The following is a 23,526-nucleotide window of genomic DNA, read 5'->3' as shown; positions in this document are numbered from 1 at the left end:
AGTGGGGATTATCGCACGCGACCGGCGCGCTACTTGCCGCGGCCCTTGGCCAGCGGCAGGTCGGCCTGTTGCCAGGCGGCGATGCCGCCGTCCAGCACATAGACCCGTTCGAAACCGGCTTTGCGCAGTCGCTTGGCAGCCTGCGCCGCGGTCACGCCGGTCTTGCAGACGGTCACCACCGGCAGCGCCTTGGCGCCGGCGAGCAGCTTGTTCTCGGGATCGAACTGGCTCATCTGCACGTTCTTCGAGCCCGGGATGTGTCCCTTCTCGAAGTCGCCGGCCGGCTGCAGATCGACGACCAGCGCGTTCTCGCGGTTCATGAGCGCGGTCAGCTCCGCCGGACGCAGGCCCTTGAAGCCGCGGAACAGGCGTGCGAACTCGGTGTAGAGGATCGCCAGGGTGATGCCGGCGAGCGCCAGCGCGAGCATGGGGTTGCGGCCGGCGAAGGCCGACAGTTCTTCAAGGTTCAAGGCGGGGGCCAGCATGGCAGCGGGCCGCGATTGTCGCCCAGCGCCGGCGGCGGCGCAAAGCGCCCCGTTACTCGCCGCGCCAGAAGTCCGGCAGGCCACTGGTCAACACCCAGGCGCGGCTGTCGGCGTCGTAGCGCCAGGCTTCCTGGTAGCGCAGGCTGCGCTCGGCCATCGTGTGGCGGTTGATCACGCCGATGTCGATCTCGCGCACGGCCGTGTCCTCGCCGGCCTGGGCGCTGAGATCGCGGTAGTGCGAGACCTGGATCTGCTTGTAGCGCTCGAGCTGCACCTCGGTCATCGGATGCTTCTCGCGGTACTCCGCTTCCACCATGTTCCAGGCGCCCTCGAAATCCCCCCAGCGGATCGCCGCCGAGTACGCGTACTGCACGCGCTGCAGGGCGTCACCCCTGCCGCGGGCGCTCGCGCAGGCAGTCACGACCAACAGGACGCACAGCAGCAGGACAGCCCGGGCGGACGCGGGGACGTAGGGCGGTGAGCGCATGGCGACGGATCCGGAAGTCGGCGTGGCCGGCATGCTAACCCCTGGCGATCGCGGCGTAACTGGCGCGCATGGTGGTGGCCTCGCCGCCCGCCGGCAGCGGCACGGTGGCGGCGATGGCGACGCGGGCGCGGCCGCGCGCACGCAATGTCGCGTCGAAGTCGCTCCAGTGCGCACCTTCTTCGAGCCGCGCGCTGGCCTCGAGGTCGGCATACAGCGGCGCCAGGTAGCGCACCGTGCTGTCGGCGACGAAAACATCGGCCTTGATGCCCAGCTGCGCGCAGCGCAGCGTCACCAGGCCCCAGCCGGCGAGCGTCATCAGCGACACCAGGCTGCCACCGAACGCGCAGCCCTTGTCGTTGACGTTGCGCGCCAGCGGCGCGCGCAGCCGCAGCTGGCCGCCATCGTGGCCGGCAATGGTGACGGCCATCGCCGCGACCGGCGGCATCGACCGGTAATGCGCGTCAAGCGCAAGCAGTTCATCTTCCAGGCTCATGCGTGGTCCTCTGCCGGGCGGCGCCTTGCAGGGGGCATCGACAGGCACCAAGCTGCTGCGATGCCCACGAACGCCACGCCCGGACGCCTGTCCGGATGCTACGTCATCTCGCTGCGCCCGGTGGGCGGCCACGACGCCATCCGGCGCGCCGCCGCGCGCCATGGCGCGCGCACGCTGGCGCTCTCGCCGTGGCGCATCGAAACGCACGGCGACCGCACCACCCGTGCCGCGCTGCGCGCCGCGCTCGCCGCGCCACGAGTGCTGTTCACCAGCCCGGCGGCGGTCGCCGCGGCGGTGCGGTTGCGGGCGCTGCGCGTCGGCCGGGGCCAGGTGTTCGTGGCAGTCGGCGCCGGCACCGCGCTTGCCCTGCGCCGCGCAGGCGTGGCCGCGGTGGATGCGCCGCAGCGGATGGACAGCGAAGGCCTGCTCGCGCTGCCGTCGCTGGGGTCCGTGCGCGGGCTCGACATCGGCCTGGTCACCGCGCCCGGCGGCCGCGGCGTGATCGCCACCACGCTCGCCGGCCGCGGCGCACGGGTGCTGCGCGCCAACGTCTACGCGCGCGTGCCGATCGCGCCTCCGCCGCGCGCGGTCGCGGCACTGCGCGCGCTCGACGCGCCCGCCTGGCTGCTCGCCAGCAGCGGCGAGGCGCTCGAGCACATCGTCGCCCGGCTTCCGGACGACGCCCTTGCGGTGCTGCGCCGCGCGCACGTGGTCGCGGCCAGCGAACGCCTCGCCACGCTGGCCCGCGGCCTTGGCCTGCGCGTGGCGGCAGTGGCGTCGAGCGCGCGCCCGGCGGCCATGCTCGATGCCGCCTGCGCCGGAGCCGCGGCGAAGCCCTAACATGTGCGCCCCCACCCCGCGCCTGCAGCCGTGAACTCCCCCGAACTTCCCGCGCGACCGCACCGCACCTCCGCCCTCGCCTGGCTGCTCCTGCTGCTCGTACTCCCGGTCGCGGCGTGGCTGGGCTGGCAGGCATGGCAGGCGCAGTCCGCCGAGCGCCTCGCCGCTGCCGCCGCAGAGCTGCAGCGACTCACCGCGCTCGAAGAGCGCATGGCCGCCGTGCGCCGCAACCAGCAGGCGCAGGGCAAGCGCCTGCAGCAGGCCGAGACCACCAACCGCGTGCTGCGCGACGAACTGCTCGGCGTCAGCCAGCGCGCCGCCCTGCTCGAGGAAAGCGTGCAGCGCCTGGCCGGGCCGGTCGAAGGCGGTGCGCAGGCACTGCGACTGGACGACATCGAACTGCTGCTCGCGCAGGGCCAGCAGCGCCTGCTGCTGGCCGCCGACCTCGACGGCGCCCGCCGCGCCTACGCGCTGGCGGCGCGCCTGCTCGACGCCGTCACCGACCCCGGCTTCCTCGACATCCGCCAGGTGCTGGTGCAGGAGCGCACGGCGCTGGACGCCCTGGGCGACGACCCGCGCGTGGTCGCGCTGGCGCGCCTGGATGTCTTTGCCGCGCAGCTGGACGCGTTGCCCTTGCAGGCTCCGCCGCGCGACCCGGCTGGCACTGGCGACACCTGGTGGGAGCGGCTTGCCCATCGCGTGGTGGACGTCCGGCGCAGCGATGCGCGGCAGGCCGTCGCGCCGGCCGAACGCGCTGCCGGGATCGCCACGCTGCGGCTCGAGCTGGCGCTGGCGCGCACCGCCGCCGAGCGCCGCGATGCCGGCGGCTGGCGCGCGGCACTGGCGCGCGCCGAAGCCTGGCTGCCGCGCCTGTGGCCGGACTCGCCGACGCTGCAGGCGCGCATGGGCGACCTGCGGGCGCTGGGCGCGCTGCCGCTCGCGGTGGCGCTGCCCACGCTGGGCAGCACGCTGCAGCAGCTGCGCCTGCGTCGCGGCGCGCCCAGGGCGGCCCGCTGAACGACGGCGACACCGCGCCCGCATTCATACACGGCCGCGACACCGCACCGTCTACTGTGATCCGGAATTCAGGAGCCCCGCCATGAACCTGTTCCGAAACCTTCTGCTCTGGATCCTGCTGGCGATCGTCGGCGCGCTCGCCTGGCACCTGCTCGCCCAGGACCCAGGTTACGTGCTGGTCCGCTACCGCGGCTGGGACTACACCACCAACCTGCTCTGGGTCGGCGTCGCCGCGGTCGTGGCGCTGTTCGTGCTGTGGCTGCTGTGGGCGCTGATCGCGTTGCCACTGCGCGCCTGGCGCCAGCGCCGCGACCAGCAGTCGCGCGCACGGCTGGGCACCGGGCTGGAGGCGCTGTACCACGGCCATTACGCCCGCGCCGAAAAACTCCTGCCGCAGGCCGGCGACGACAGCGATGCCGCGGTCGCCCTGCTCGCCTCGTCGCGGGCCGCGCTCGCCCGCGGCGACCACGACGCGGCGCGCCGCCACCTGGACGCCATCGACGTGCGCCACGCGCTGACCCGCGCCATCGGCCACGCCGAGCTGTCGCTCGCCGAGGAGCGCCCGACCGACGCGCTGGTCGCGCTGGACGCACCGGCGGCGCAGCCGCTGTCGCCGCGCGGACTCGCGCTGCGCGCCGAAGCGCTGGCCGTCTCCGGACAGGCGGGCGAGGCCTACGCGCTGCTCGGCGCACTGCGCCAGCAGCAGGCGCTGCCCGACACGGTGCTGGCCGAGCGCGAACTGCGCTGGTCGGCCGCCGCCATGCGCCAGGCGGCCGACGCCAACGCGCTCGCCGACCGCTGGGAATCACTGCCCAAGCCGCTGCGCTCCGAACCCACGATCGTCACCGCGTATGCCGAACGCGCGGCCGCGCTGGGCTGGGACGCGGCGGCGACGTCGAGCATCGAACAGGCGCTCGCCACGCGCTGGGACGAACGGCTGGCCGCGCGCTACGGCAGCCTGCCGCTGGCGCGCTACGCCGAGCGCCAGGCCGCGGCGGAGCGCTGGCTGCAGCAGCATCCGGGCAGCCCGGCGCTGCTGCTCACGCTCGCACGCCTGGCGCGGCTCCAGGACCAGCCGCAGCCGGCCATGGACTACCTGCAGCGCGCGCTGGCACAGGGTGCCGGCGGCGAAGGTTGGGAAGAGCTGGGCCACAACTACGCGCAGCTCGGCGATGACGCCCGCGCGCGTGCCGCGTATGGCAACGCCCTGCGCGCGATGCGCGGCGAACCGGTGGTCGTGATCGAGTGACGCGTGGCAGCCGGTGCGCGATCCGCGCGCCGGCTGTTGGCGGAGCGGCGTCAGCGCTCGAGGATCGCGACCACGCCCATGCCGCCGGCGGTGCAGATCGATACCAGGCAGCGGCCGCCGCCGCGTTCGCGCAGCTGCTTGGCGGCGCTGGCCACGATGCGCGCACCGGTGGCGGCGAACGGATGGCCGGTGGCCAGCGACGAGCCGAGCGGGTTCATTTTCGCCGGATCGATGCGGCCCAGCGGCGCGTCCAGGCCCAGCCGCGTGCGGCAGTAGTCCTCGCTTTCCCAGGCGCGCAGCGTGCACAGCACCTGCGCGGCGAAGGCCTCGTGGATCTCGTAGATGTCGAAGTCCTGCAGCGTGAGGTTGTTGCGCGCCAGCAGCTGTGCCACCGCCACCGTCGGCGCCATCAGCAGGCCTTCGCCATGCACGAAATCGACCGCGGCCACCTGCGCGTCACGGACGTGGCACAGCACCTCGTGGCCATGCGCCGCGGCCCATTCGTCGGTCGACAGCAGGCAGGCCGATGCACCATCGGTCAGCGGCGTGGAATTGCCTGCGGTGAGCGTGCCGCGCCCCGACACACGGTCGAACGCCGGCTTGAGGGTGGCGAGCTTTTCCAGGGTGGAATCGGCGCGCAGGATGTTGTCGCGCGACACGCCGCGGAACGGCACCACCAGGTCGTCGAAGAAGCCGCGCTCGTAGGCCGCGGCCAGCCGGTGGTGCGAGGCCACCGCGAGCTGGTCCTGCGAGTCGCGCGAGATGCTCCACTCCTTGGCCATGTCCTCGCAGTGCTCGCCCATCGACTTGCCGGTGCGCGGCTCGGCCACGCCGGGGAAATCCGGCTTCAGCTCGCCGAAGCGGAAGCCCGCGAACTGCGCCAGCTTGTCGCGCGTCGTCTTCGCGGCGTTGGCCGCCAGCAGGCGCCGGCGCAGCGCCCTGCCGTAGACGATCGGCACGTCCGAGGTGCTGTCGCTGCCGCCACCGATGCCGGACTCGATCTGCCCGCAGGCGATCTTGTTGCCGATGGTGATGATGGAATCCAGCGACGTGCCGCAGGCGCGCTGCAGGGTGATGCCCGGCGTCAGCGGCGACAGCCCGGACGACATCGCCGCCTCGCGGCCGAGGTTCCAGTCGCTGGAGTGCTTGATCACCGCACCCATCGCCACTTCGCCGAGCTGCTGGCCGTGCAGGCCGAAGCGTTCGACCAGTGCGCCAAGCGTGCGCACCGACATGCCGAGGTTGCCGACGTCGGCGTAGGCCGTGTTCTGCCGGCAGAAGGGAATGCGGACGCCGCCAAGGACGGCGACGGGGCGACCATGCAGCATGGATGACCTCTCGGGACGGCGCGCCTGCGCGGGCGGGCATAATGGGCGCCAGTTTAGCGCTGCATATGCGCAGGGCCAATGAACGACATCACTCCACCGGTTCCCGGACATGGCCGCGTGCTCGGCGCGCTGGCACTTGAACTCGCCTACGGCGCCGCCGTGACGCACGACAGCGTGGCGCAGGAGCAGGCCGGCGCGCTGGCCGCGCTGGTTGCCGCCGACCTCGCCGCGTTCGCGCCCGATGCCGCGCGGCTCGACTGCACGCTGGTCGCGGCGCACTACGACCCGGTCGAGCTGCTTCGCCCGGGCTGGCCACTGCACCAGGAGCTCTGGCAACTGGCCACGCGCGCGCCGCGCGCGAGTGGCGGCGGCGCGCGCGTGATCGCATTCGGCAGCCATGCCGGCCAACTGCCGGGCGCGCTGTCGCCATCGGCGGACTTCCGCGGCGGTCCCCTGCGCCTGCTGCCGTTCGTGCTGGACGGCGATGCCGCGATTGCCGCACGCGTCGCCGCGCGCTGCGAGGCCGACCTGATGGAAGAAGGCATGGCCGGCGCGGCCACCGCGCTGGCGATGCAGGAGGTCTTCGGCCTGAGGGTCGAGCACGCCCGCTACCTCACCGTGCACGACCTGTGCGCGATGACCGCGCTGCAGTACGGCCACGCCGGCCTCGAGCCGTTGTGGCCGCTGCTCGAGACCGCGTTGCTGTCACCGGCGCGCGAGGCCTGGCTCGATGCGCCGCCCGAGCCGCTGTTGCGCTATGCGGACGGCGAAGTGCGCATGGCGCTGCTTTCGCCCGACGCGTGGCGCGCCCTCTATGCGCCTGACGACGCGCCGTCCGGCGACAACGACAACGTCGACGACGCGCGCCATGCGCGGCTGGCGCGCGGCTTCGCGCATTTCGAAGCGCGCCAGCGCCAGTTCGCGAGCGTGCTGCGCGCGCACGGCATCCCGGTGGCGTTCGCGCACGCCACCGGCGACCCGCGCGACGCGCTCTGACGCGGTCTTACGACCCCGCGCCGATCACGCCGCAGGCCAATCGCGCGCCGGCATTGCCAGTCGGCTGCGTGGTGTAGTCGTCCGGGTCGGCATGCACGATCACGCCCTTGCCGATCACGTCGGTGGGCGCGCCATCACCGAGCGTGGCGCCTTCCAGGCGCGTATCGACCTGCGCCACGCCCGCATCGTCGGCGGTGATGTTGTTGGTGTCGCCGGCGTGGTGGGCCGCGACGCCCACGCGACCATGCGCGCTGCCGGCAGGATTGAAATGTCCGCCGGCACTGCTGCCATCGGGCGCGCTGCAGTCGCCGGTCTCGTGCACGTGGAACCCGTGTTCGGTGCCGGGCTTGAGGCCGGTGACCTGGCCGGTGATGTGCACGCCACCGTCCACGGCGGCAAAGCGCAGCTGGCCGCTGGTGGTGTTGCCGGCGGTCGCGGCGAGCGCGGCCACCGCGGCGGCGGCCGGGACTTCGTCGATCGGCGCGTAGCCCGGCGCTGTCGCATCCGGCGGCGACTCGCCGGGCAGCGCGGCGGCGGGCGGGGTGGCGGCTTCATCGACGCCGGCGCGGTCGCCACAGGCGGACAGCGCGAGCGCCAGCGCGGCGGTGAGCACGGTGAGGGTGGTGGTACGCATGGGGAACTCCCTTCGGGGCGCGCCGGATGGCGCGGGACGGAAACCAGGGTTCAGGCGACAGTGCTGAAAACCCGTGCCGCACGGCTCATGGTGCCAGCCGGATCACGCCGCAGGCCACGCGCGCGCTGGTGGCGCCGGATGTCGCGCCCATGACCACCAGCGCGCGGCCGGCGATGTCGTTGGCAGCGCCACCACCCAGCACGGCGGCGGGCACCAGCTGTGCCACGCGGGCCACGCCCTGCGCGTCGGCAATGATGCGGTCGCTGCCGCCGTCCACGCCGCCGCGGCCGGTGGCATCGAAATACGGGCCGGCGCTGGACGCATCGACCGCGCTGCAGTCGCCGCGCGCGTGCACCTGCAGCACGTGGGCGCCATGCCGGGTCAGGCCACCGATCTCGCCGGCCAGGCGCACGCCGCCGGCCTCGGCCCTGAGCGCGATGCGACCGCTGACCAGGGTGGCCGATGCCGCGGCCAGGTTGGCCACGGCCGCCTGCGCGGTGCCGACCTCCGCGCGTGGCAGTGCCGCAGGCGAGCCGGGTGCCGCGGCGGGCGCGCGTGGCGGCGCGCTTGCGCAGGCCGACAGCAGCGCGGCGACGACCACGGCGCAGGCGGCTGCGCAAAGCGGGCGGCTGCGGTGCGGTTGGGGGACGGGTGCGCTCATCGGGGCCAGAGCCTAACGCCAGCCGCCGTTGCCGCCACGTGATCCGCATTGCATGCGTTCAGCGCCGCCCACGACTGGTGCCGAGCTTGCGGGTCAGGGTGTTGCGGCCGAGGCCGAGGCGCGCGGCGGCCTCGCTGCGGCGGCCACCGGTGTGTTCCAGCGCGGCCTGGAGCAGCACCTGGTCGAGGCGCTCGCGGGCGCGGGCGTGGATGTCGTCACCATGCGTGGCCAGTGCCGCCAACGCCCATGCACGAAGGCTTGCTTCCCAGGCGTCGCCGGGCGCCGCCGCGGTGGAGGCGGCAGCCAAGGTCTCGCCAAGGTCGTCCACTCCCGCCACTTCGCCCGGTGCCAGCGCCGCCACGCGCCAGCACAGGTTTTCGAGCTCACGCACGTTGCCCGGCCAGTCATGGGCCATGAGCCGCGCCAAGGCCGCTGGCGCGAAACGCTTGGGTGCGGCATCGAAGCGCGCCGCGGCACGTTGCAGGAATCGCTCGGCCAGCCGCGGGATGTCCTCGCGGCGCTCGCGCAGCGGCGGCAGGCGCAGGCGCACCACGTCGAGGCGGTGCAGCAGGTCGGCGCGGAAGCTGCCGTCGCCGACCTTGGCCTCGAGGTCCTGGTGGGTCGCGGCCACGACGCGCACGTCGACGCGGATCAGTTCGCGTCCGCCGACGCGGAAGAACTCGCCTTCGGCCAGCACCCGCAGCAGCCGCGTCTGCAGCAAGGCCGGCATGTCGCCGATCTCGTCGAGGAACAGGGTGCCGCCGTGCGCCTGTTCGAAGCGGCCGACGTGGCGGCGGTTGGCTCCGGTGAAGGCGCCGGCTTCGTGGCCGAACAGCTCGCTTTCCAGCAGTTCGGAGGGAATGGCGGCGGTATTGAGCGCGACGAAGGGCCGCTGCGCGCGCGGCGATTCGCGGTGCAGCGCGCGCGCCACCAACTCCTTGCCGGTGCCGGTCTCGCCGGTGATCAGCACCGACAGCGGCGCCTGCGCCAGCCGGCCGATCGCGCGGAACAGCTGCTGCATCGCCGGCGCATCGCCGACCAGGGCGTCGGCGGCGCCGACATCGGCTGCGCTGCCCGGGCCGTCCAGCGCAGCGTCGGCGGCATGGCTGTCGAGCGCGCGTGCCGCCAGCGCCACCGCGTCGTCGAGGTCGAAGGGCTTGGAGAGGAACTCCTGCGCGCCGCCGCGGAACGCGCCGGCGGTGCTGGCGATGTCGGTATAGGCGCTCATCACCACCACCGGCAGCGCGGGCAGGCGCTGCCGGAGCGCGTCGAGCAGCGCCAGGCCGTCGTCGCCGGGCATGCGCACGTCGGTGAACAGCAGGTCCGGCCGCGCACCGCCGCGGTCCAGCGCGGCCATCACATCGCTGGCCGACTCGAAGCCGGTCACTGCGTAGCCGGCCTCGCGCAGGGCGGTCGCCAGCACGAAGCGCACCGAGCGGTCATCGTCGACCACCCATACGCGTGCGCCGTCAGCGCTGGTCATTGCCCGCCTCCTTTTCGTCGGACCCGACCGCTTCGCCGACGTGGGCTGCGTCACGCGCTGCCTCCGCGGGCGGCGGATACGGCAGCAGCAGGGTGAACACGGTATGCCCGGCGCGCGAGCGGTAGGCGATGCTGCCGCGGTGCTCGCGCGCGACCTGCTGGGCGAGCGCCAGGCCGAGCCCGGTGCCTTCCGCGCGGCCCGACACCAGCGGCAGGAACACCTGTTCGGCCAGCGCCTCGGGCACACCACGGCCGTCGTCGACGATCTCCAGGCGCAGCGCCAGCGCGTGCGGTTCGCCTCCTATGCGCAGGCCGTGCTCCACGCGCGTGCGCAGCACCACTTCGCCGGCGCCGGCTTCGATGGCGTTGCGCACCAGGTTCCAGACCGCCTGGGTGAGCCGGTCCGGGTCGCCCTCGAGTTCCGGCAGGCTGGGGTCGTAGTCGCGCACCAGCTTCACCGCCCAGCCGGCATCGTTCTCGGCCAGCCGCAGCACGCGTTCCAGCACGGCGTGGATGTTGAGCGGGGCGTGTGCCCGGGGCGGCACCGGCTGCAGCAGCTGGTCGATGAGCTGGGTCAGGCGCCCGACTTCGGATTCCATCAGTTCGACCAGTTCACGCGAGTCGGCGTCGTCGCCGACGCGGCGGGCAAGCAGCTGGGTCGCACCTTTCAGCCCGGCTAGCGGGTTGCGCAGCTCGTGGGCCAGGCCACGGAGCGCGGCGGAGAGCGCCGACGGCAGGGCGGCGACCGGGTCGCCACCGCCGAATTCGTCCACCGGATGCGCCTCCAGCAGCCAACCGCCGTCGTCCTGTGCCGTCAACCAGGCATCGGCGAAATGGGCCGCGGCGCCGGGAAAGGCCAGTGCCATCCGCGGCAGGCGCACGGTTTCTCCCGGCCCGTGCGTGTGCAACGCGCGTTGCAGGCGGTCATCGCCGTGTTCCAGCGCGGCCAGCGGCAGGCCAGGCAGGCGCTTGGCGCCGACCCCCAGCCATTGCGCGCAAGCGCGATTGCCGCCCAGCACCACGCCGTCCGCGGCGGCCAGCAGCAGCGGGGTGGCCAGGGTGTCGTGGGCGGGGCTGAGGCCGGTCATTGCACCAATCTAGTGCAAACCCGGCCGCCGGCGCGAGTGCCGCGCCGGCGGTGGATCCTTGCGGGCGAGTCTTACTTCGCCTTCGGCACCGAGGCTTCGGTGGTGATGCGGATCTGCACTTCGTCGCTGACCGCCGGCGCGTACAGGCCCAGGCCGAAGTCGGAGCGCTTGAAGGTGGCGGTGGCATCGAAGCCCGCGGTCGGCTGCTTGCTCATCGGATGGTCGGCCACCTTGTTGATGGTGGCGGCCAGCACGACCGGCTTGGTCACGCCCTTGATGGTCAGGTCACCGGTGATGGTGAGCTTGCCTTCGCCGGCGGACTCGACCTTGGTGCTCTTGAAGGTGGCTTCCGGGAAGTTGGCGACGTCGAACAGCTCGGCGCTGCGCAGGTGCTCGTCGAACTTGGCCACGTGCGAGGACATGCCGCTCATCGGCAGGGTCACTTCGACGCTGGACGCGGCGATGTTCTCGGCGTCATACACGATGGTGCCGTCGACGCTGCCGAAATGGGCGATCGGGTTGGAATAGCCGAAGTGGCTCCACTGCGCGATCACGTCGGTATGCGCCGGGTCCATCTTGTAGCTGAGCGGCGCGGCGAAAACGCTGGCGGTGGCCAGCGACAGCGCGCCGGCGAGGAGGATGCGGTTGAAGGTGCTGGTCATGTCTGTGTCTCCGGGGAATCTGGTTGGATGATGATCGAGTGCGATGACGGAAATGGGAACGCCGTGCGCTCCACGTCCGCTGCTGCAGCCGGGGGAGTCTATCGTTCTGACAAACTCTGTATACAGCCATGAAAGACATTAATCATCACAAATACAGAACAATAGACGTCGAGGCAGCCAGCAAGCAGGCAACCTCGGAATTCGGCCGATTGTTCTATTTTTATATGCATAAGTTTGTTTAATCGATATTTATCCTGATTTTGAAAGCAATCAGACTTCCTCCCAGCGCGGCGAACCGACCGACGCCCGACATTGGAGGCAACCCATGATCACCCTTCGCCCGGCCAAGGCCCGCGGCCACGCCAATCACGGCTGGCTCGATTCCTGGCACAGCTTCTCTTTTGCAGGCTACTCCGATCCCGAGCACGTCCACTGGGGCCCCCTGCGGGTCATCAACGAGGACCGCATCCAGGCCGGCCAGGGCTTCGGCACGCATTCGCACCAGGACATGGAGATCATCAGCTACGTCCTCGATGGCGCGCTGGCGCACAAGGACTCCATGGGCAACGACGGCACCATCGTGCCCGGCGAAGTGCAGCGGATGAGCGCCGGCACCGGCGTCGCCCACTCGGAGTACAACCACGAGCGCGAGCGGACCACGCACTTCCTGCAGATCTGGATCATTCCGTCGAAGCGCGGCATCGCGCCCGGCTACGAGCAGAAGGCGTTCCCCGATGTCGACAAGCGCGGCCGCCTGCGGCTGGTCGCCAGTCCGGACGGGCGCGACGGTTCAGTGACCCTGCATCAGGATGCGACGATGTCCGCAGGCCTGTTCGATGGCGACGAGTCGGCGATGCAGGAGATCGCCCCGGGACGGCTGGCGTACGTGCACGTGGTGCGCGGCGCGGTGACGGTCAATGGCCATGCGCTCGAGGCCGGCGATGCGCTGCTGTACGCCGACGAGCCGCGGGTCGAGATCGCGCACGGCACCGGCGCCGAGGTCCTCGTGTTCGACCTGCCGCGCATCCAATGACATCGCCGCGGCGCAACCCGCGCCGCGGCCCGCACTTTCTTCCGGAGATCGACATGCGTTCCAGCCACCTGCTCCTCCCGCTCGCGCTTGCCGCGACCCTCGCCATCGCCGCGCCCGCGTCCGCCGCCGACTACGTCCAGGCCGCCGGCTCGGCGCTGACGTTCGCCAGCGAATACGACGGCGAAACCTTCACCGGGCAGTTTCCGGGCTTCACCACCACGCTCAGCTTCGACCCGGCCGCGCCTGCCGCCGCGAAGCTCGACGTGCTGATCCCGCTGGCGGGCGCGGTCACCGGCAACGCCGACCGCGACTCCACGCTCGCCAGCAAGGACTTCTTCGACATCGCCAGCTTCGCGCAGGCCCGCTACACCGCGAGCGGCTTCCGCAGCCTCGGCGGCAACCGCTACGCCGCCGATGGCACGCTCAGCCTGCACGGCGTCAGCAAGCCGGTGACGCTCACCTTTACCTGGACACCGGGCGCGCAGCCGCTGCTGGCGGGCAATGCGGTCGTCAAGCGCCTGGCGTTCGGCGTGGGCGGCGGCGACTGGGCCGACACCGCCACCATCCCGGACGAGGTCGCGATCTCGACCCGCATCCGCTTCACTGCAGCGAAGTAGGCTTCAGCAGGCCGGCACCGTCCGGCCGGGTCAGTGCGTGCAGGATGCGGTGGTCCTCGGCATCCAGCACGTTGCCGGCATCGCCGCGGAAGCGCATGCGGAACGCGCGGATCGTCGCCTCCGGTGCATCCAGCGGATAGCCGAGCAGGCGCAGCGCCTGCAGGGCGTCGAAGCCTTCGGGCGCCGGTGGCGCATCGTCGGCCGGCCAGATGCCGAAGCCGGCCTCGGCCAGCCGCCGCCACGGGAAGCGCGTACCGGGATCGATCTTGCGCGACGGCGCCAGGTCGGAATGGCCGATCACCTGGCTGCGCGGGATGCGCAGCCGGGTGGTGAGGTCGTCGAGCAGGCGCAGCAGTGCATCGACCTGCGCGCCGCTGAAGTCCTCGACACCGTCGTTGTCGATCTCGATGCCGATCGAGGCCGAGTTGAGGTCGGTGATGGTGCCCCAGCTGCCGCCGCCGGCGTGCCAGGCGCGCTGGCTGTCGGCGACCAGCTGGTAGATCGCGCCGTCGTCGCCCACCAGGTAATGCGAACTCACCGGACCACCGCTGTTGTGCGTGCGCAGCGTGTGCAGGCTCTGCTCGACCGACTGCTGCTCGGTGTAGTGCAGCACGATGATCACCGGGCGGCGCGCATCGTGGTTGGGCGACGGCACCCAGGTCGCCATCGGGTTGCGTGGTGCCTGGTGGGCGCAGCCGGCGAGCAGTGCGAGGCAAAGGACTGCCGCAAGAGGTTTGATGTTCTTCATGGGGCAATCGAACCCGTGATCGCGATGCAATGCAACCGTGCGGGGCCCCTGTGGTGGCCGGGAGGCCTTCGCGGCTCATGTCCCCCGGATCCGCCTGCGGCGGATGCCTCCTCCTTGACTTCCCCGCTAAGGCCTCCCGGCCACTTCGGGGCTCCGCGCAGCCCGCGGGTAACGAAAAGCATCCGCCAGATTGCGGGCTGTGGCCATTGCTCCTCACACCACCGCGCGCTGCGGCGTACCGGGTGCCAATGCCCTTGAGGGCGAAGTCAAGGAGGAGGCGCTGGCCGCAAGGCCAGCGCCGGGGGACATGAGCCCTCAAGGGCATTGGCACCCGGCACCCGCACTCGACGCCCCCATCGTCAGATCGCGTAGTACATCTGGTACTCGAGCGGATGGGTCGCGGCGCGGAACGCGGTGACTTCCTTCATCTTCAGCGCGATGTAGGCGTCGATGAAATCGTCGCTCATCACCCCGCCGGCCTTGAGGAACTCGCGGTCGGCGTCGAGCGCTTCCAGCGCCTGATCGAGCGAATGGCAGACGGTCGGGATGCCCTTGGCTTCTTCCGGCGGCAGGTCGTAGAGATCCTTGTCGCTCGGGCCACCCGGGTCGATCTGGTTCTTGATGCCGTCGAGGCCGGCCATCATCAGCGCGGTGAAGATCAGGTAGCCGGAATTCATCGGATCCGGGAAGCGGAACTCGATGCGGCGCGCCTTCGGGTTGGACACAAACGGGATGCGGCAGCTCGCCGAACGGTTGGACGCCGAGTAGGCCAGCATCACCGGCGCCTCGAAGCCCGGCACCAGGCGCTTGTAGCTGTTGGTGCTGGAGTTGGCGAACGCGTTGATGGCGCGCGCGTGCTTGAACACGCCGCCGATGTACCACAGCGCGGTCTGGCTCAGGCCGCCGTAGCCGTCGCCGGAGAACAGGTTCACGCCGCCCTTGGCCAGCGACTGGTGCACGTGCATGCCGCTGCCGTTGTCGCCGACCAGCGGCTTGGGCATGAAGGTGGCGGTCTTGCCGTTGCGGTGCGCCACGTTCTTGACGATGTACTTCATGGTCAGCAGTTCGTCGGCCTTCTGCACCAGCGAGCTGAACTTGGTGCCGATCTCGCACTGGCCGGCGTTGGCGACTTCATGGTGGTGCACTTCCACTTCGATGCCGACGGCTTCGAGCGTCTTGCACATCTCGGCGCGGATGTCGTGCAGCGAGTCGAGCGGCGCGACCGGGAAATAGCCGCCCTTCACGCCCGGGCGGTAGCCGGTGTTGCCGCCCTCGTACTCGCGGCCCGAGTTCCACGCGGCCTCTTCCGAATCGACGTGGAAGAAGGTGTGGCCCATGTCGTTGGCGTAGCGCACCGAGTCGAAGATGAAAAACTCGGGCTCGGGGCCAAAGAACGCCTGTTCGGCGATGCCACTGGACTTGAGGTAGGCCTCGGCGCGGCGCGCGATGCCGCGCGGGTCGCGGTTGTAGGCCTGCATGGTGGTCGGGTCGAGCACGTCACAGGTGATCACCAGCGTCGGATCGGCGGTGAACGGATCGAGGAACGCGCTGTTGCCGTCGGGCAGCAGCACCATGTCGGACTGGTGGATGCCGCGCCAGCCACCAATGCTGGAACCGTCGAACATCTTGCCGTCCTCGAACAGCGCCGGCTCGACGATCGAGGTCGGGAAGGTCACGTGGTGCTGGACGCCACGCATGTCGGTGAAACGCAGGTCGACGAATTCGACCTTGTGGTCCTTGATCAGCTTTTCGACGTGTTCGAGGGACATGGCGGGCTCCTGGGGCATTGGGATGGGTCGCGGGCGACCCTGACCGGTTGATCGACGCAAGCCGCGTGCCAACCCGCAAGCAATTGAATTTTATGGGATTCCAGCCAAGGCTGGTGACACATTGCACCAAGACAGATCGATAAACACGGCTTCGTGCACCTGATTGGTGCGTAACGCTTCCGCTATGCTGCCGCCGCGCCGCGCATTGTGTCCGCGCGCCCTGCCACCCATTCACGGAATTCCGCGCCGATGACCGATCCGCTGGCCGCCCTGCTGCTGGGCATCCTTGAAGGCCTCACCGAATTCCTGCCGATTTCGAGCACCGGGCACCTGCTGATCGCCCAGTACTGGCTGGGCGCGCGCTCGGACTTCTTCAACATCGTCATCCAGGCCGGCGCGATCCTGGCGATCACGCTGGTGTTCCGCGAGCGCATCTGGGCCCTGGCCACCGGCCTTGGCGAGGCCCGCCACCGCGACTACGCGCTGAAGCTCGCCACCGCGTTCCTGGTCACCGCGATCGTCGGCCTGCCGGTGCGCCTGCTGGGCTGGGAGCTGCCCGAGACCGTGACCCCGATCGCCTGGGCGCTGGTGCTCGGCGGCGTGTGGATGCTGGTCGCGGAACGCATGGCCGAACGCCGCCCCGAGAGCATCGACGTGACCTGGACCGTGGCCATCCTGGTGGGCCTGGCGCAGGTGGTCGCGGGCGTGTTCCCCGGCACCTCGCGCTCGGCGGCGGCGATCTTCATCGCCATGCTGTTCGGGCTCAACCGGCGCCCGGCGGCGGCCGAGTTCGTGTTCCTGGTCGGCATCCCGACCATGTTCGCGGCCAGCGCCTACACGTTCCTGGAACTCGTGCAGGACGGCGCGGTCGGCGGCGAGAACTGGGCCGACGTCGGCATCGCCTTCGCGGCCGCCACGGTGACCGGATTCCTGGTGGTGAAGTGGCTGCTCGGCTATATCGAGCACCACCGGTTCACCGGCTTCGCGGTGTACCGCATCCTGCTGGGCGCGGCCCTGCTGCTGTGGCTGCCCAGCGGGGACTGAGGGCCGCGGCGCGACCCCACACCGCGCGCCTGCGCGTTGAACACCGACCCACGTCCATGGAGCACGCCATGAAGCCACTGCTGATCCTTGTCCTGCCGCTGGCGCTCGCCGCCTGCACCCGCGCGCCCCAGGATGCGCCCCCGCCCGCCGCGCCCGTAACCGTCGGCAACGCCGCGACGCCCGCGCCCGGCCAGGCCGACGCACTCGCGGCCCATCACTGGCACCTCGACGCCGCGACCAGCGCAGACGGCGACCGCATCGCGGCGCTGTTCGCCAATCCCGACAAGCCGCTGCAGCTCGACTTCGCCGACGGCCGGATCGCGATCGGCAACACCTGCAACCGCATGGGCGGCGAGGCCACGTTCGATGGCGTCCACCTCACGGTCGGGCAGCTGGTCAGCACGCAGATGGCCTGTGCCGACGCCGCCCTGATGGCGATGGAGCGCGAGGCGGGCACGCGCCTGGCGGGCGGTCACGCGGTGACCCTGGTCGCCGGTGATCCGCCGCGCCTGGAACTGGTCAACGCCGCCGGCGACACGCTGGTCTTCATCGGCGCCGCCACGGCACGGACCCGTTTCGGCGTGGCGCCGGAGCGCGTGTTCCTCGAGGTCGCCGCCGAGCGGGTCGACTGCCACCACCCGGTGATGCCGGACTATCGCTGCCTGCAGGTCCGCGAGCTGCAGTACGACGGCGCGGGCCTGCGCACGGGCGCCGGCGACTGGGGCCCGCTGTACCAGGAGATCGAGGGCTACGACCACCAGCCGGGCACCCGCAACGTGCTGCGCCTGGACCGCTACCCGCGCAAGGACGTGCCCGCGGATGCGTCGGCGGTCGCGTACGTGCTGGACATGGTGGTGGAGTCGGAGCAGGCGTCGGCCGACTGAGGCCGCCCCGCGCGCCGCGGCATCAGGCCGCGGCGTGCAGGCTGTAGCTGCCCCAGGTGGCGGCTTCGGCCAGCACGTGGCCCTGCATGGCGCGCAGCGCATCGCCGCCGGTGTAGCGGTCTTCGACCGGCAGGCGCGCCACGTCGAGCGCGAACACGCGGAAGAAGTAGCGGTGCTCGCGCAGGTCGTTGGCCGGCGGGTACGGGCCGTCGTAGCCGAAGTAGTCACCGGCCATGTCGGCGTTGCCCGCGAACCAGCCGGTGTAGTCGTTGAGCCCCTGGCGCGCACCCGCGGGACCGGCCGGCGCGCGCTTGCCGCGGGCATCCACGCCGCCACTGCAGCTGCCGGCGGCGATGGCCTGCACTTCGGCCGGGATGTCGACCATCACCCAGTGGATGAAGTCGCCACGCGCGTGCTCCACCGGGATCTCGACACCGTCCGCCCCGACCAGCGACGCGTCGGTGGGCACGTCGGTGTCGATGCACAGCAGCGCGAAGGATCGCGTGCCCGCCGGCGCGTCGCGCCACGACAGCTGCGGATTGCGGTTGCCGCCGAAGCCGCCCGGCGCGCCGAGCGCGAATTCCGCCGGGATGGCCTGGCCGTGCGCGAAGCTTGTGCTGTCGATGTGCATGGAATCCTCCGGATCAGTCGAGCGGATAGCCGAGCCGCTGCGCAACCGGATGCAGGTGCGCGAACGCGTCGGCCAACAGGTCGGAATACGCGCGCCATGTCCCGGCGGCCAGGCGCCGCCCACCGAAGAAATGCGCCGGCGGCGGCGGCAGGGTGATGTCCAGCGCCGCGCCGAGCTGCGCCGCGACCGCGACCGGGTCTTCGACGATGTCGTCGAGGCGCAGCAGGCGATGGGGCACCACGTCCTGCTCGTGCAGGGTGGCGATCTGCCCAAGCGCCTGCGCGAGCCATTCCGCGGCCTCGTCGGGCGACGTGACGCGGAAGTGCGTGGGGGCACCGAACGCCAGCCAGTCGAGCAGCATGTCGCGCGGGTCGCGAAGCGGCACCAGCAGCCGCGCCTCGGGCAGCGCGCTGCGCATCACGGCGGCGTAGGCGTTGTCCCAGATCGGCAGCCAGTCGATGACCGCGCCGTCGATGCGGCGCGACGGCAGCGCCGAACGCCAGCTCGCCACGACCTTGTCGGCGGAGAGCTCGCCGGACGCGACCGCCGCGATCGCGGGCAGGTTCTGGAACACGTCGTCCGGCGGGGTGAAGCTGAAGCGGTCGTCGCGGAAGTCCGGCACCACGGCCGCCAGCAGTTGCGCGAGGCGCTCGACAAGCGAGCCCGGCGCACCGAACAGGAAGGTGATGGCCGGGGCATCGGCTCGCGGCGCCGCTTGTTCCGGCCACGCGGCGGGCGGCGCGGAGTGCGCGTGCAGCGGCACACGCTCCGCCGCCGACTCGGCGTGGAGTTCGGTCCATTGCGCCAGCGCGCCCGCGCTGTCGCCGGCGCGGTGGCGCGCGAGCGCCTGCCGGGCACGCAGCATGCGGCTGTCCGCGCCGGGTGCCAGCGCGGCGATCGCCGCATCCAGGCGCTCGATGGCCCCGGTCGGCGCGGTATCGAGCATCACCTCGATCAGGCTCATCTCGGCGCCCGGATGGCCGGGCTGGCGCGCAAGGATTTCCCGCGCCAAGGCTTCGACCTGATTGACACGGCGCGCGGCCACATGGCCCAGCATCTCGGCTTCCATCGCGGCAATCGAACCCGGGCGAAGCTGGCGCCAGCGCGCGACGAGTGCGTCGGCTCCCGGGCCGCCCGGCTCGAAGGCAAGGCGTGCACGCCACAGCGCGTCGCTGGCCGGCGATGTCGCGAGCAGTGCATCCAGTGTTTGCCGCGCATCCTCCACTTCGCCGCTGCGCCGCCAGGCCGCGGTGATCGCAGCCAGGGTGGCGGGATCCCCGGGCATGGCCGCGAGCGCCACGCGCAGGTGCGGCAATGCCAGCTCGACCCGGCCGGCGGCCAGTTCGATCTCGCCGGCAAGGCGCCGCAGCCCGGGCGTGGCGGTCGCCGGATCGGCAAGCAGCGGCGCGAGCTCCGCGGCGGCATCGTCCAGCCGGCCCTGGCGAAGCGCGATCTGGGCGAGCAACGGGCGCATGCGCTGGGCGGCGGGCGATGTCGCGATCAGGTTGCGGAACGCCTGCTCGGCGAACGCCAGGTGTCCTTCGGCGAGGTAAGCGAAGCCGAGGGCGTGGTTGACCAGCACGTCGTCGGGGACGCGCCGCGCGGCCGAAGACAGCAGCGCCAGCGCTTCCTTGCTGTTGCCCCTGCGCAGCTGCAGCGTGCCCTGCACCGCCATCAGCGTGGGATGGTCCGGCGCCACGCGCGCGGCAAGTTGCACCAGACGCTCGGCCTCGTCGAGGTCGTTGCGGGCGATCGCCAGCTGGGCCTGGATGATGTAGGCCGAAAACTTGTTGGGATCGAGCCCGATGGTGGTCTCGAGCGCCGCCCGCGCGGCATCCAGGTCGCGACCGCCGAGCAGCAGCCCGGCATGGTAGAGGTGCAGGCTGGCGTCGTCCGGCGCCAGCGCCAGCGCGCGTTCGATCGCCTCGCGCGCGCCTGCGACGTCTCCTGCGGCGCGCAGGGCCAGGGCCAGCATGCGCTGCGCCTGGGGATCGTCGGGCGTGGCCGCGACCAGGTCACGGGCCTGCACGAGCGCGGCGTCGTTGTCGCCACGCCCCAGCGCGTCGAGTATCTCTTGCTGCATGGTGGATCCGTCGGCTGCGGGCGCAGGCGCCCGAAAGCGGCGATTGTAGCCCGCCCTCAATCCCGGGCCGCGAGACGCGCGGCCACCCAGCGCTCGGCATAACCGTCCAGGCGCGGGCCTTCCAGGAAGCCGCAGTGCCCGCCCCAGCGCGCGATCTCGAGCCGCGTGTCCGGCGCCAGGCTGGCCTGGCGGAAACCCGCGACCGGGATCACCGGGTCATCCGCGCTGGTCAGGATCTCCGCCGGCACCTGCAGCGCCGCCAGCCTGTCGCCGGCGATCGAGTAGCGGTCGAAGTAGGCATCGAGGCTGCCGAAATCGGTATGCCGCAGCACCAGCCACTCGGTGAGCGCGCGCATGCGCAGCCGCAGGGTGTCGCGGTCGAAGCCGACGCGGTCCGGGAAGAGTTCGCGCTTGCGCGCCAGCGAGCTGCGCCACCGGTTCTCGAAGTGGCGCATGTACAGCGGGAAGCCGCGCTCCATCGCCAGCATGGTGTCGGCCGGGTCGAGCACCGGGCAGACCGCGGCCACGGCATCGAGGCGCAGCCCGGCGGCAGGCGCGCGCAGCGCCAGGCGCAGGGCGAAGTTGCCACCCAGCGAGAAGCCTGCCGCCACCATGCGCGGCCGCGGCAGGCGTCGCGCCACGTCGGTGGCGGCGTGCACCACCTCGTCGATGCGCGCGGAATGGAAGATGTCGGGATTCAGGTGATGGGTATCGCCGTGGTCGCGGAAGTTGAGCCGCAGCACGTCGTAGCCGCGCGCCAGGAAATGCGCGGCGGTCAGGCAGATGTAGCTCGACTCGGCACTGCCCTCCCAGCCATGCAGCAGCAGCGCCATGCCGCGTGGCTCGACCCCGGGCATGCGGGTGTGCAGGCCAAGCAGGCGCACGCCGTCGCCGCCGTCGATGATCATGCTGTCGGTCTGCGCGCCGGTGGCGCCCAGCGCCACCAGGCCGCGGCGGCGGCGCATCGGGCTGGATCCCAGCACCGACTGCACGTGCGCGTTGCGCAACCAGCGCGGCGGTGTGTAGTCGCTGGCGAACGGGCCGTTCACGTCCCGCGCATGGCGTCGTCGATGCGGTCGCGCGCGATGCGGGCGATGCGCGCGCGGCCTTCGGCATCCCCCGGTGCGATCGGCTCGAGGAAGATCACGTCGGCATCCCGCGCCGGCTCACCCAGCAGGCGCAGCAGGTTCTGCATCATGTTTTCGCGCGGCGCGAACGCGACCGCGTGCTGCGCGCTGCCGCCCGCGCCGTAGCGCAGCGCGACCGGCTGCACCGGCACGCCGGCCTCGACCGCCGCGAGGAAGATGCGCGCATGGAACGGGCCGACCTCGTGGCCATCACGCGTACGGCCTTCCGGAAACACGCCGACGGAGTGCCCGCCGCGCAGCCGCGCCAGCATCGCGTCCAGCACGCCGCCGAGCGACTCCTGGCTGCCGCGCTCGTGGAAGATGGTCTCGCCCTGCTTCGCCAGCCAGCCGATCAGCGGCCAGCCGGCGATCTCGCGCTTGGCCACGAAGCCCATCATCCGCTGGCTGTGCAGCGCGCTGATGTCGATCCAGCTGACATGGTTGGCGACGAACATCGTGGCGCCTGGCGACGGCGTGCCGATCCCCCGCAGGCGGAAGCCGAACACGCGCATCAGGCCGGCCTGCCAGGCACGGATCACGCGGTGGCCGAGGGGCTCGCCGCCGACGTCGATGCGCGCAAGCGGCAGGCAGACCACCAACATGGTCAGCGGCAGGAGGACCAGCATGTGGCCGAGGAACAGCGGCGTGCGCACGGCAAGGCGACAGCCGCGCAGCAGGCGGCCACCGGCGGGCGCGGTGTGGACGATGGGGGAACGCATGCGCGCAAGATACCGGATGGCCACAGGCGCGGGTAGCGGCGCCGCGAAGCCTTCAGCTCGCTGCCACCACCGCCAGGGTGAGGCGCGACACGCAGGCCAGGCGGCCACGCGGATCCTCGATGCGTATCTCCCACACCTGGGTGCTGCGACCGATGTGCAGCGGCCGCGCCGTGCCGGTCACCAGGCCCGCACGCACGCCGCGCAGGTGGTTGGCGTTGATCTCGATGCCGACGCAGACTTCGCCCTCGCCGACACAGAGGTTGCCGGCGCTGCTGCCGAGGGTTTCCGCGAGCAGCACCGACGCGCCGCCGTGCAGGAGCCCGTAGGGCTGCAGCGTGCGCGCATCGACCGGCATCGTCGCCACCAGATGGTCGCTGCCGATCTCAGTGAAGACGATGCCCAGCGTCTCGATCGCCGTGCCGCTGGACAGTGCATTGAGCGTGGCGAGGTCCGCCGTGCGCCGGAACACCGTGGCCGGTGCGTCCGCCGCGGGGGCCTGGCTCATCGCAGCTTGAACAGGCTGGGGCGCCAGGTGCGCACGTAGCTGCTCTGGCTGCGATAGCCGCTGCTCGCGCCGTAACCGACGCCGAAATCGCGCTCCCGGCGCGCATGCATGCGTTCCACGAGCTCGTCGCGACGGCCTACGAGCCAGTCGGCGCGGCCCACGGCCGAAGGCTCGATGCCGCGCTTGTGCGCCTGGTGCTCGCGGAAATCGCAGAAGTCGTCGTAGGCGTCGAGCTCGTGCTGCAGCTCGCGGACGCTGAGTTCGATCATGATCGCGTCGTCGAGGAAGCCGAGCACCTCGATGTGGTCGGGGATCACGTCCCTGGGGTCGGCGAAGTACACCAGCACCGACATCACCCGCTGGCGGTCCTCATCGCCGAGCGCCCAGCCCTCGTCGCGGACCATCGCGATCATGTCGTCGAGCCGCAGCAGGCGCTCGCGGACGAAATCGGGCACGTGCACGCCCTGCGACGTCGAAAGCAGCGTGGCGGCCGCTGCCACGACCGCTTCCGGGGCCATGTGCGCGGCGGCGGCGCGCGCGGCGTCCATGGCCTTGGTGAAGTGCGCGAGATCGCGGTCGTTGAGCTCGATGGTCAGCGAAATGGACATGGCGGATCCCAGGCGGCGAACAGGGTGATCGCAGCCTAGGGCCGCAGGCGCGCCAGCGTCAATCGCGGTTCAGGCACAGCGGAAGCGCGGCGTGCCCTGGCTGGCCAGGTAGCGGCGGGCGGACGCGTAGCCGCTGCTGTTGCCGTAGCCGACGCCGAACTCGCGGGCACGGTCACGGGTGGGGAGGCGGGTACCGGCCAGGCGCTGGACCTGCTGGCTGCGGTCGACGACGTGGTGGGACTGGGTCTGGGTCTGGACGTTCATGGCGCGCTCCGGTGTGGTTGTGATTCGGTGTGTTGGTAGACTACAACACCTAGCGCAGCCTGCAATAGGCCG

General features: G+C 71.6%; 26 protein-coding genes. 8 read left to right on the top strand and 18 right to left on the bottom strand.

The window, feature by feature from the left end; genetic code table 11:
* Window positions 1–29: 29 nt before the first annotated feature.
* From JGR64_RS00835 to JGR64_RS00825, 3 genes are all read right to left on the bottom strand, one after another.
* Entirely contained in the window at window positions 30–470 is a 441-nt protein-coding gene (locus tag JGR64_RS00835; protein ID WP_199374606.1) for a rhodanese-like domain-containing protein, read from the bottom strand.
* Between the two features lie 67 nt (window positions 471–537).
* The gene (locus JGR64_RS00830; RefSeq protein WP_199374604.1) at window positions 538–972 is read right to left on the bottom strand and encodes a hypothetical protein; all 435 of its coding nucleotides are present in this window, start codon (window positions 970–972) and stop codon (window positions 538–540) included.
* A gap of 34 nt (window positions 973–1,006) precedes the next feature.
* Window positions 1,007–1,465: a YiiD C-terminal domain-containing protein gene (locus JGR64_RS00825; protein WP_199374602.1), complete on the bottom strand. Its 459-nt coding sequence runs from the start codon at window positions 1,463–1,465 to the stop codon at window positions 1,007–1,009.
* Window positions 1,466–1,525: 60 nt separating this feature from the next.
* On the opposite strand from JGR64_RS00825, the gene JGR64_RS00820 reads away from it, so the two are divergent.
* The 3 genes from JGR64_RS00820 (at window position 1,526) to JGR64_RS00810 (ending at window position 4,571) form a co-directional block, all read left to right on the top strand.
* Window positions 1,526–2,305, top strand: a complete 780-nt coding sequence (locus JGR64_RS00820; RefSeq protein ID WP_199374600.1) for a uroporphyrinogen-III synthase — start codon at window positions 1,526–1,528, stop codon at window positions 2,303–2,305.
* A 30-nt stretch (window positions 2,306–2,335) separates the two neighbouring features.
* Complete coding sequence (locus tag JGR64_RS00815) at window positions 2,336–3,322, top strand: uroporphyrinogen-III C-methyltransferase (protein WP_199374598.1); 987 nt, start codon at window positions 2,336–2,338, stop codon at window positions 3,320–3,322.
* An 82-nt stretch (window positions 3,323–3,404) separates the two neighbouring features.
* Window positions 3,405–4,571, top strand: coding sequence for a heme biosynthesis HemY N-terminal domain-containing protein (locus tag JGR64_RS00810; protein WP_199374596.1), 1,167 nt, complete (start codon window positions 3,405–3,407; stop codon window positions 4,569–4,571).
* 50 nt (window positions 4,572–4,621) lie between these two features.
* On the opposite strand, the gene JGR64_RS00805 is transcribed toward JGR64_RS00810, so the two are convergent.
* Window positions 4,622–5,899 (bottom strand): acetyl-CoA C-acetyltransferase, encoded by a 1,278-nt coding sequence (locus JGR64_RS00805; protein WP_199374594.1) that lies wholly within the window; start codon window positions 5,897–5,899, stop codon window positions 4,622–4,624.
* A gap of 78 nt (window positions 5,900–5,977) precedes the next feature.
* On the opposite strand from JGR64_RS00805, the gene JGR64_RS00800 reads away from it, so the two are divergent.
* The gene (locus JGR64_RS00800) at window positions 5,978–6,895 is read left to right on the top strand and encodes a hypothetical protein (RefSeq protein WP_199374592.1); all 918 of its coding nucleotides are present in this window, start codon (window positions 5,978–5,980) and stop codon (window positions 6,893–6,895) included.
* A 7-nt stretch (window positions 6,896–6,902) separates the two neighbouring features.
* Here JGR64_RS00800 and JGR64_RS00795 read toward each other — a convergent pair whose 3' ends face one another.
* The 5 genes from JGR64_RS00795 to JGR64_RS00775 all read right to left on the bottom strand — a co-directional run bounded on the left by JGR64_RS00795 (window position 6,903) and on the right by JGR64_RS00775 (window position 11,422).
* Entirely contained in the window at window positions 6,903–7,529 is a 627-nt protein-coding gene (locus JGR64_RS00795) for a superoxide dismutase family protein (protein WP_199374591.1), read from the bottom strand.
* Between the two features lie 85 nt (window positions 7,530–7,614).
* The gene (locus JGR64_RS00790; RefSeq protein WP_199374589.1) at window positions 7,615–8,190 is read right to left on the bottom strand and encodes a superoxide dismutase family protein; all 576 of its coding nucleotides are present in this window, start codon (window positions 8,188–8,190) and stop codon (window positions 7,615–7,617) included.
* 58 nt (window positions 8,191–8,248) lie between these two features.
* The gene (gene ntrC, locus JGR64_RS00785) at window positions 8,249–9,673 is read right to left on the bottom strand and encodes a nitrogen regulation protein NR(I) (RefSeq protein ID WP_199374587.1); all 1,425 of its coding nucleotides are present in this window, start codon (window positions 9,671–9,673) and stop codon (window positions 8,249–8,251) included.
* Complete coding sequence (locus JGR64_RS00780) at window positions 9,660–10,760, bottom strand: ATP-binding protein (RefSeq protein ID WP_199374585.1); 1,101 nt, start codon at window positions 10,758–10,760, stop codon at window positions 9,660–9,662. The genes ntrC and JGR64_RS00780 overlap by 14 nt, the downstream gene beginning before the upstream one ends.
* A gap of 71 nt (window positions 10,761–10,831) precedes the next feature.
* Window positions 10,832–11,422, bottom strand: coding sequence for a YceI family protein (locus tag JGR64_RS00775; protein ID WP_199374583.1), 591 nt, complete (start codon window positions 11,420–11,422; stop codon window positions 10,832–10,834).
* Between the two features lie 325 nt (window positions 11,423–11,747).
* Between JGR64_RS00775 and JGR64_RS00770 the strand changes: the two genes are divergently transcribed.
* Both JGR64_RS00770 and JGR64_RS00765 read left to right on the top strand, forming a co-directional pair.
* Window positions 11,748–12,455, top strand: a complete 708-nt coding sequence (locus JGR64_RS00770) for a pirin family protein (protein WP_199374581.1) — start codon at window positions 11,748–11,750, stop codon at window positions 12,453–12,455.
* A gap of 53 nt (window positions 12,456–12,508) precedes the next feature.
* On the top strand, window positions 12,509–13,072 hold the full coding sequence (locus JGR64_RS00765) for a YceI family protein (RefSeq protein WP_199374578.1): 564 nt from the start codon (window positions 12,509–12,511) through the stop codon (window positions 13,070–13,072).
* On the opposite strand, the gene JGR64_RS00760 is transcribed toward JGR64_RS00765, so the two are convergent.
* Together JGR64_RS00760 and glnA are read right to left on the bottom strand one after the other, a co-directional pair.
* Window positions 13,056–13,820, bottom strand: a complete 765-nt coding sequence (locus tag JGR64_RS00760) for an N-acetylmuramoyl-L-alanine amidase (RefSeq protein ID WP_199374576.1) — start codon at window positions 13,818–13,820, stop codon at window positions 13,056–13,058. The genes JGR64_RS00765 and JGR64_RS00760 overlap by 17 nt on opposite strands.
* Window positions 13,821–14,179: 359 nt before the next feature.
* Window positions 14,180–15,589, bottom strand: a complete 1,410-nt coding sequence (gene glnA / locus JGR64_RS00755) for a type I glutamate--ammonia ligase (protein ID WP_199374574.1) — start codon at window positions 15,587–15,589, stop codon at window positions 14,180–14,182.
* A 249-nt stretch (window positions 15,590–15,838) separates the two neighbouring features.
* On the opposite strand from glnA, the gene JGR64_RS00750 reads away from it, so the two are divergent.
* Complete coding sequence (locus JGR64_RS00750; RefSeq protein ID WP_199374572.1) at window positions 15,839–16,633, top strand: undecaprenyl-diphosphate phosphatase; 795 nt, start codon at window positions 15,839–15,841, stop codon at window positions 16,631–16,633.
* A 68-nt stretch (window positions 16,634–16,701) separates the two neighbouring features.
* Window positions 16,702–17,517 carry an META and DUF4377 domain-containing protein gene (locus JGR64_RS00745; protein WP_199374570.1) on the top strand — a complete coding sequence of 272 codons (816 nt, stop codon included), beginning with the start codon at window positions 16,702–16,704 and terminating at the stop codon, window positions 17,515–17,517.
* Between the two features lie 22 nt (window positions 17,518–17,539).
* On the opposite strand, the gene JGR64_RS00740 is transcribed toward JGR64_RS00745, so the two are convergent.
* The 7 genes from JGR64_RS00740 to JGR64_RS00710 form a co-directional block, all read right to left on the bottom strand.
* Window positions 17,540–18,148, bottom strand: a complete 609-nt coding sequence (locus JGR64_RS00740) for a YbhB/YbcL family Raf kinase inhibitor-like protein (protein WP_199374568.1) — start codon at window positions 18,146–18,148, stop codon at window positions 17,540–17,542.
* 13 nt (window positions 18,149–18,161) lie between these two features.
* Window positions 18,162–20,231, bottom strand: a complete 2,070-nt coding sequence (locus tag JGR64_RS00735; protein ID WP_199374566.1) for a tetratricopeptide repeat protein — start codon at window positions 20,229–20,231, stop codon at window positions 18,162–18,164.
* 56 nt (window positions 20,232–20,287) lie between these two features.
* On the bottom strand, window positions 20,288–21,280 hold the full coding sequence (locus JGR64_RS00730; protein ID WP_234446972.1) for an alpha/beta fold hydrolase: 993 nt from the start codon (window positions 21,278–21,280) through the stop codon (window positions 20,288–20,290).
* Window positions 21,277–21,984, bottom strand: coding sequence for a lysophospholipid acyltransferase family protein (locus tag JGR64_RS00725; RefSeq protein WP_233348322.1), 708 nt, complete (start codon window positions 21,982–21,984; stop codon window positions 21,277–21,279). Before JGR64_RS00725 ends, JGR64_RS00730 begins: the two co-directional genes overlap by 4 nt.
* Window positions 21,985–22,129: 145 nt before the next feature.
* Entirely contained in the window at window positions 22,130–22,582 is a 453-nt protein-coding gene (locus tag JGR64_RS00720; RefSeq protein WP_199374562.1) for a hotdog fold thioesterase, read from the bottom strand.
* Complete coding sequence (locus JGR64_RS00715; protein ID WP_199374560.1) at window positions 22,579–23,190, bottom strand: YkvA family protein; 612 nt, start codon at window positions 23,188–23,190, stop codon at window positions 22,579–22,581. Before JGR64_RS00715 ends, JGR64_RS00720 begins: the two co-directional genes overlap by 4 nt.
* A 69-nt stretch (window positions 23,191–23,259) precedes the next feature.
* Complete coding sequence (locus JGR64_RS00710) at window positions 23,260–23,454, bottom strand: hypothetical protein (RefSeq protein WP_199374557.1); 195 nt, start codon at window positions 23,452–23,454, stop codon at window positions 23,260–23,262.
* Between the last annotated feature and the right edge of the window lie 72 nt (window positions 23,455–23,526).

Origin of the sequence: Luteimonas sp. MC1572 (assembly GCF_016615815.1) — a bacterium.
In the GTDB taxonomy this organism is placed as follows: Bacteria; Pseudomonadota; Gammaproteobacteria; order Xanthomonadales; family Xanthomonadaceae; genus Luteimonas.
The sequence above is the reverse complement of the archived record's forward strand: the minus strand, read 5'-3'. Positions and strand labels throughout refer to the sequence as shown.

Excerpts from the sequence above, each read along its gene's own strand:
- JGR64_RS00830 (WP_199374604.1), bottom strand. The coding sequence starts at position 972 with ATGCGCTCACCGCCCTACGTCCCCGCGTCCGCCCGGGCTGTCCTGCTG.
- JGR64_RS00825 (WP_199374602.1), bottom strand. The coding sequence starts at position 1,465 with ATGAGCCTGGAAGATGAACTGCTTGCGCTTGACGCGCATTACCGGTCG.
- JGR64_RS00820 (WP_199374600.1), top strand. The coding sequence starts at position 1,526 with ATGCCCACGAACGCCACGCCCGGACGCCTGTCCGGATGCTACGTCATC.
- JGR64_RS00810 (WP_199374596.1), top strand. The coding sequence starts at position 3,405 with ATGAACCTGTTCCGAAACCTTCTGCTCTGGATCCTGCTGGCGATCGTC.
- JGR64_RS00805 (WP_199374594.1), bottom strand. The coding sequence starts at position 5,899 with ATGCTGCATGGTCGCCCCGTCGCCGTCCTTGGCGGCGTCCGCATTCCC.
- JGR64_RS00800 (WP_199374592.1), top strand. The coding sequence starts at position 5,978 with ATGAACGACATCACTCCACCGGTTCCCGGACATGGCCGCGTGCTCGGC.
- JGR64_RS00795 (WP_199374591.1), bottom strand. The coding sequence starts at position 7,529 with ATGCGTACCACCACCCTCACCGTGCTCACCGCCGCGCTGGCGCTCGCG.
- JGR64_RS00790 (WP_199374589.1), bottom strand. The coding sequence starts at position 8,190 with ATGAGCGCACCCGTCCCCCAACCGCACCGCAGCCGCCCGCTTTGCGCA.
- ntrC (WP_199374587.1), bottom strand. The coding sequence starts at position 9,673 with ATGACCAGCGCTGACGGCGCACGCGTATGGGTGGTCGACGATGACCGC.
- JGR64_RS00780 (WP_199374585.1), bottom strand. The coding sequence starts at position 10,760 with ATGACCGGCCTCAGCCCCGCCCACGACACCCTGGCCACCCCGCTGCTG.
- JGR64_RS00775 (WP_199374583.1), bottom strand. The coding sequence starts at position 11,422 with ATGACCAGCACCTTCAACCGCATCCTCCTCGCCGGCGCGCTGTCGCTG.
- JGR64_RS00770 (WP_199374581.1), top strand. The coding sequence starts at position 11,748 with ATGATCACCCTTCGCCCGGCCAAGGCCCGCGGCCACGCCAATCACGGC.
- JGR64_RS00765 (WP_199374578.1), top strand. The coding sequence starts at position 12,509 with ATGCGTTCCAGCCACCTGCTCCTCCCGCTCGCGCTTGCCGCGACCCTC.
- JGR64_RS00760 (WP_199374576.1), bottom strand. The coding sequence starts at position 13,820 with ATGAAGAACATCAAACCTCTTGCGGCAGTCCTTTGCCTCGCACTGCTC.
- glnA (WP_199374574.1), bottom strand. The coding sequence starts at position 15,589 with ATGTCCCTCGAACACGTCGAAAAGCTGATCAAGGACCACAAGGTCGAA.
- JGR64_RS00750 (WP_199374572.1), top strand. The coding sequence starts at position 15,839 with ATGACCGATCCGCTGGCCGCCCTGCTGCTGGGCATCCTTGAAGGCCTC.
- JGR64_RS00745 (WP_199374570.1), top strand. The coding sequence starts at position 16,702 with ATGAAGCCACTGCTGATCCTTGTCCTGCCGCTGGCGCTCGCCGCCTGC.
- JGR64_RS00740 (WP_199374568.1), bottom strand. The coding sequence starts at position 18,148 with ATGCACATCGACAGCACAAGCTTCGCGCACGGCCAGGCCATCCCGGCG.
- JGR64_RS00735 (WP_199374566.1), bottom strand. The coding sequence starts at position 20,231 with ATGCAGCAAGAGATACTCGACGCGCTGGGGCGTGGCGACAACGACGCC.
- JGR64_RS00725 (WP_233348322.1), bottom strand. The coding sequence starts at position 21,984 with ATGCTGGTCCTCCTGCCGCTGACCATGTTGGTGGTCTGCCTGCCGCTT.
- JGR64_RS00720 (WP_199374562.1), bottom strand. The coding sequence starts at position 22,582 with ATGAGCCAGGCCCCCGCGGCGGACGCACCGGCCACGGTGTTCCGGCGC.
- JGR64_RS00715 (WP_199374560.1), bottom strand. The coding sequence starts at position 23,190 with ATGTCCATTTCGCTGACCATCGAGCTCAACGACCGCGATCTCGCGCAC.
- JGR64_RS00710 (WP_199374557.1), bottom strand. The coding sequence starts at position 23,454 with ATGAACGTCCAGACCCAGACCCAGTCCCACCACGTCGTCGACCGCAGC.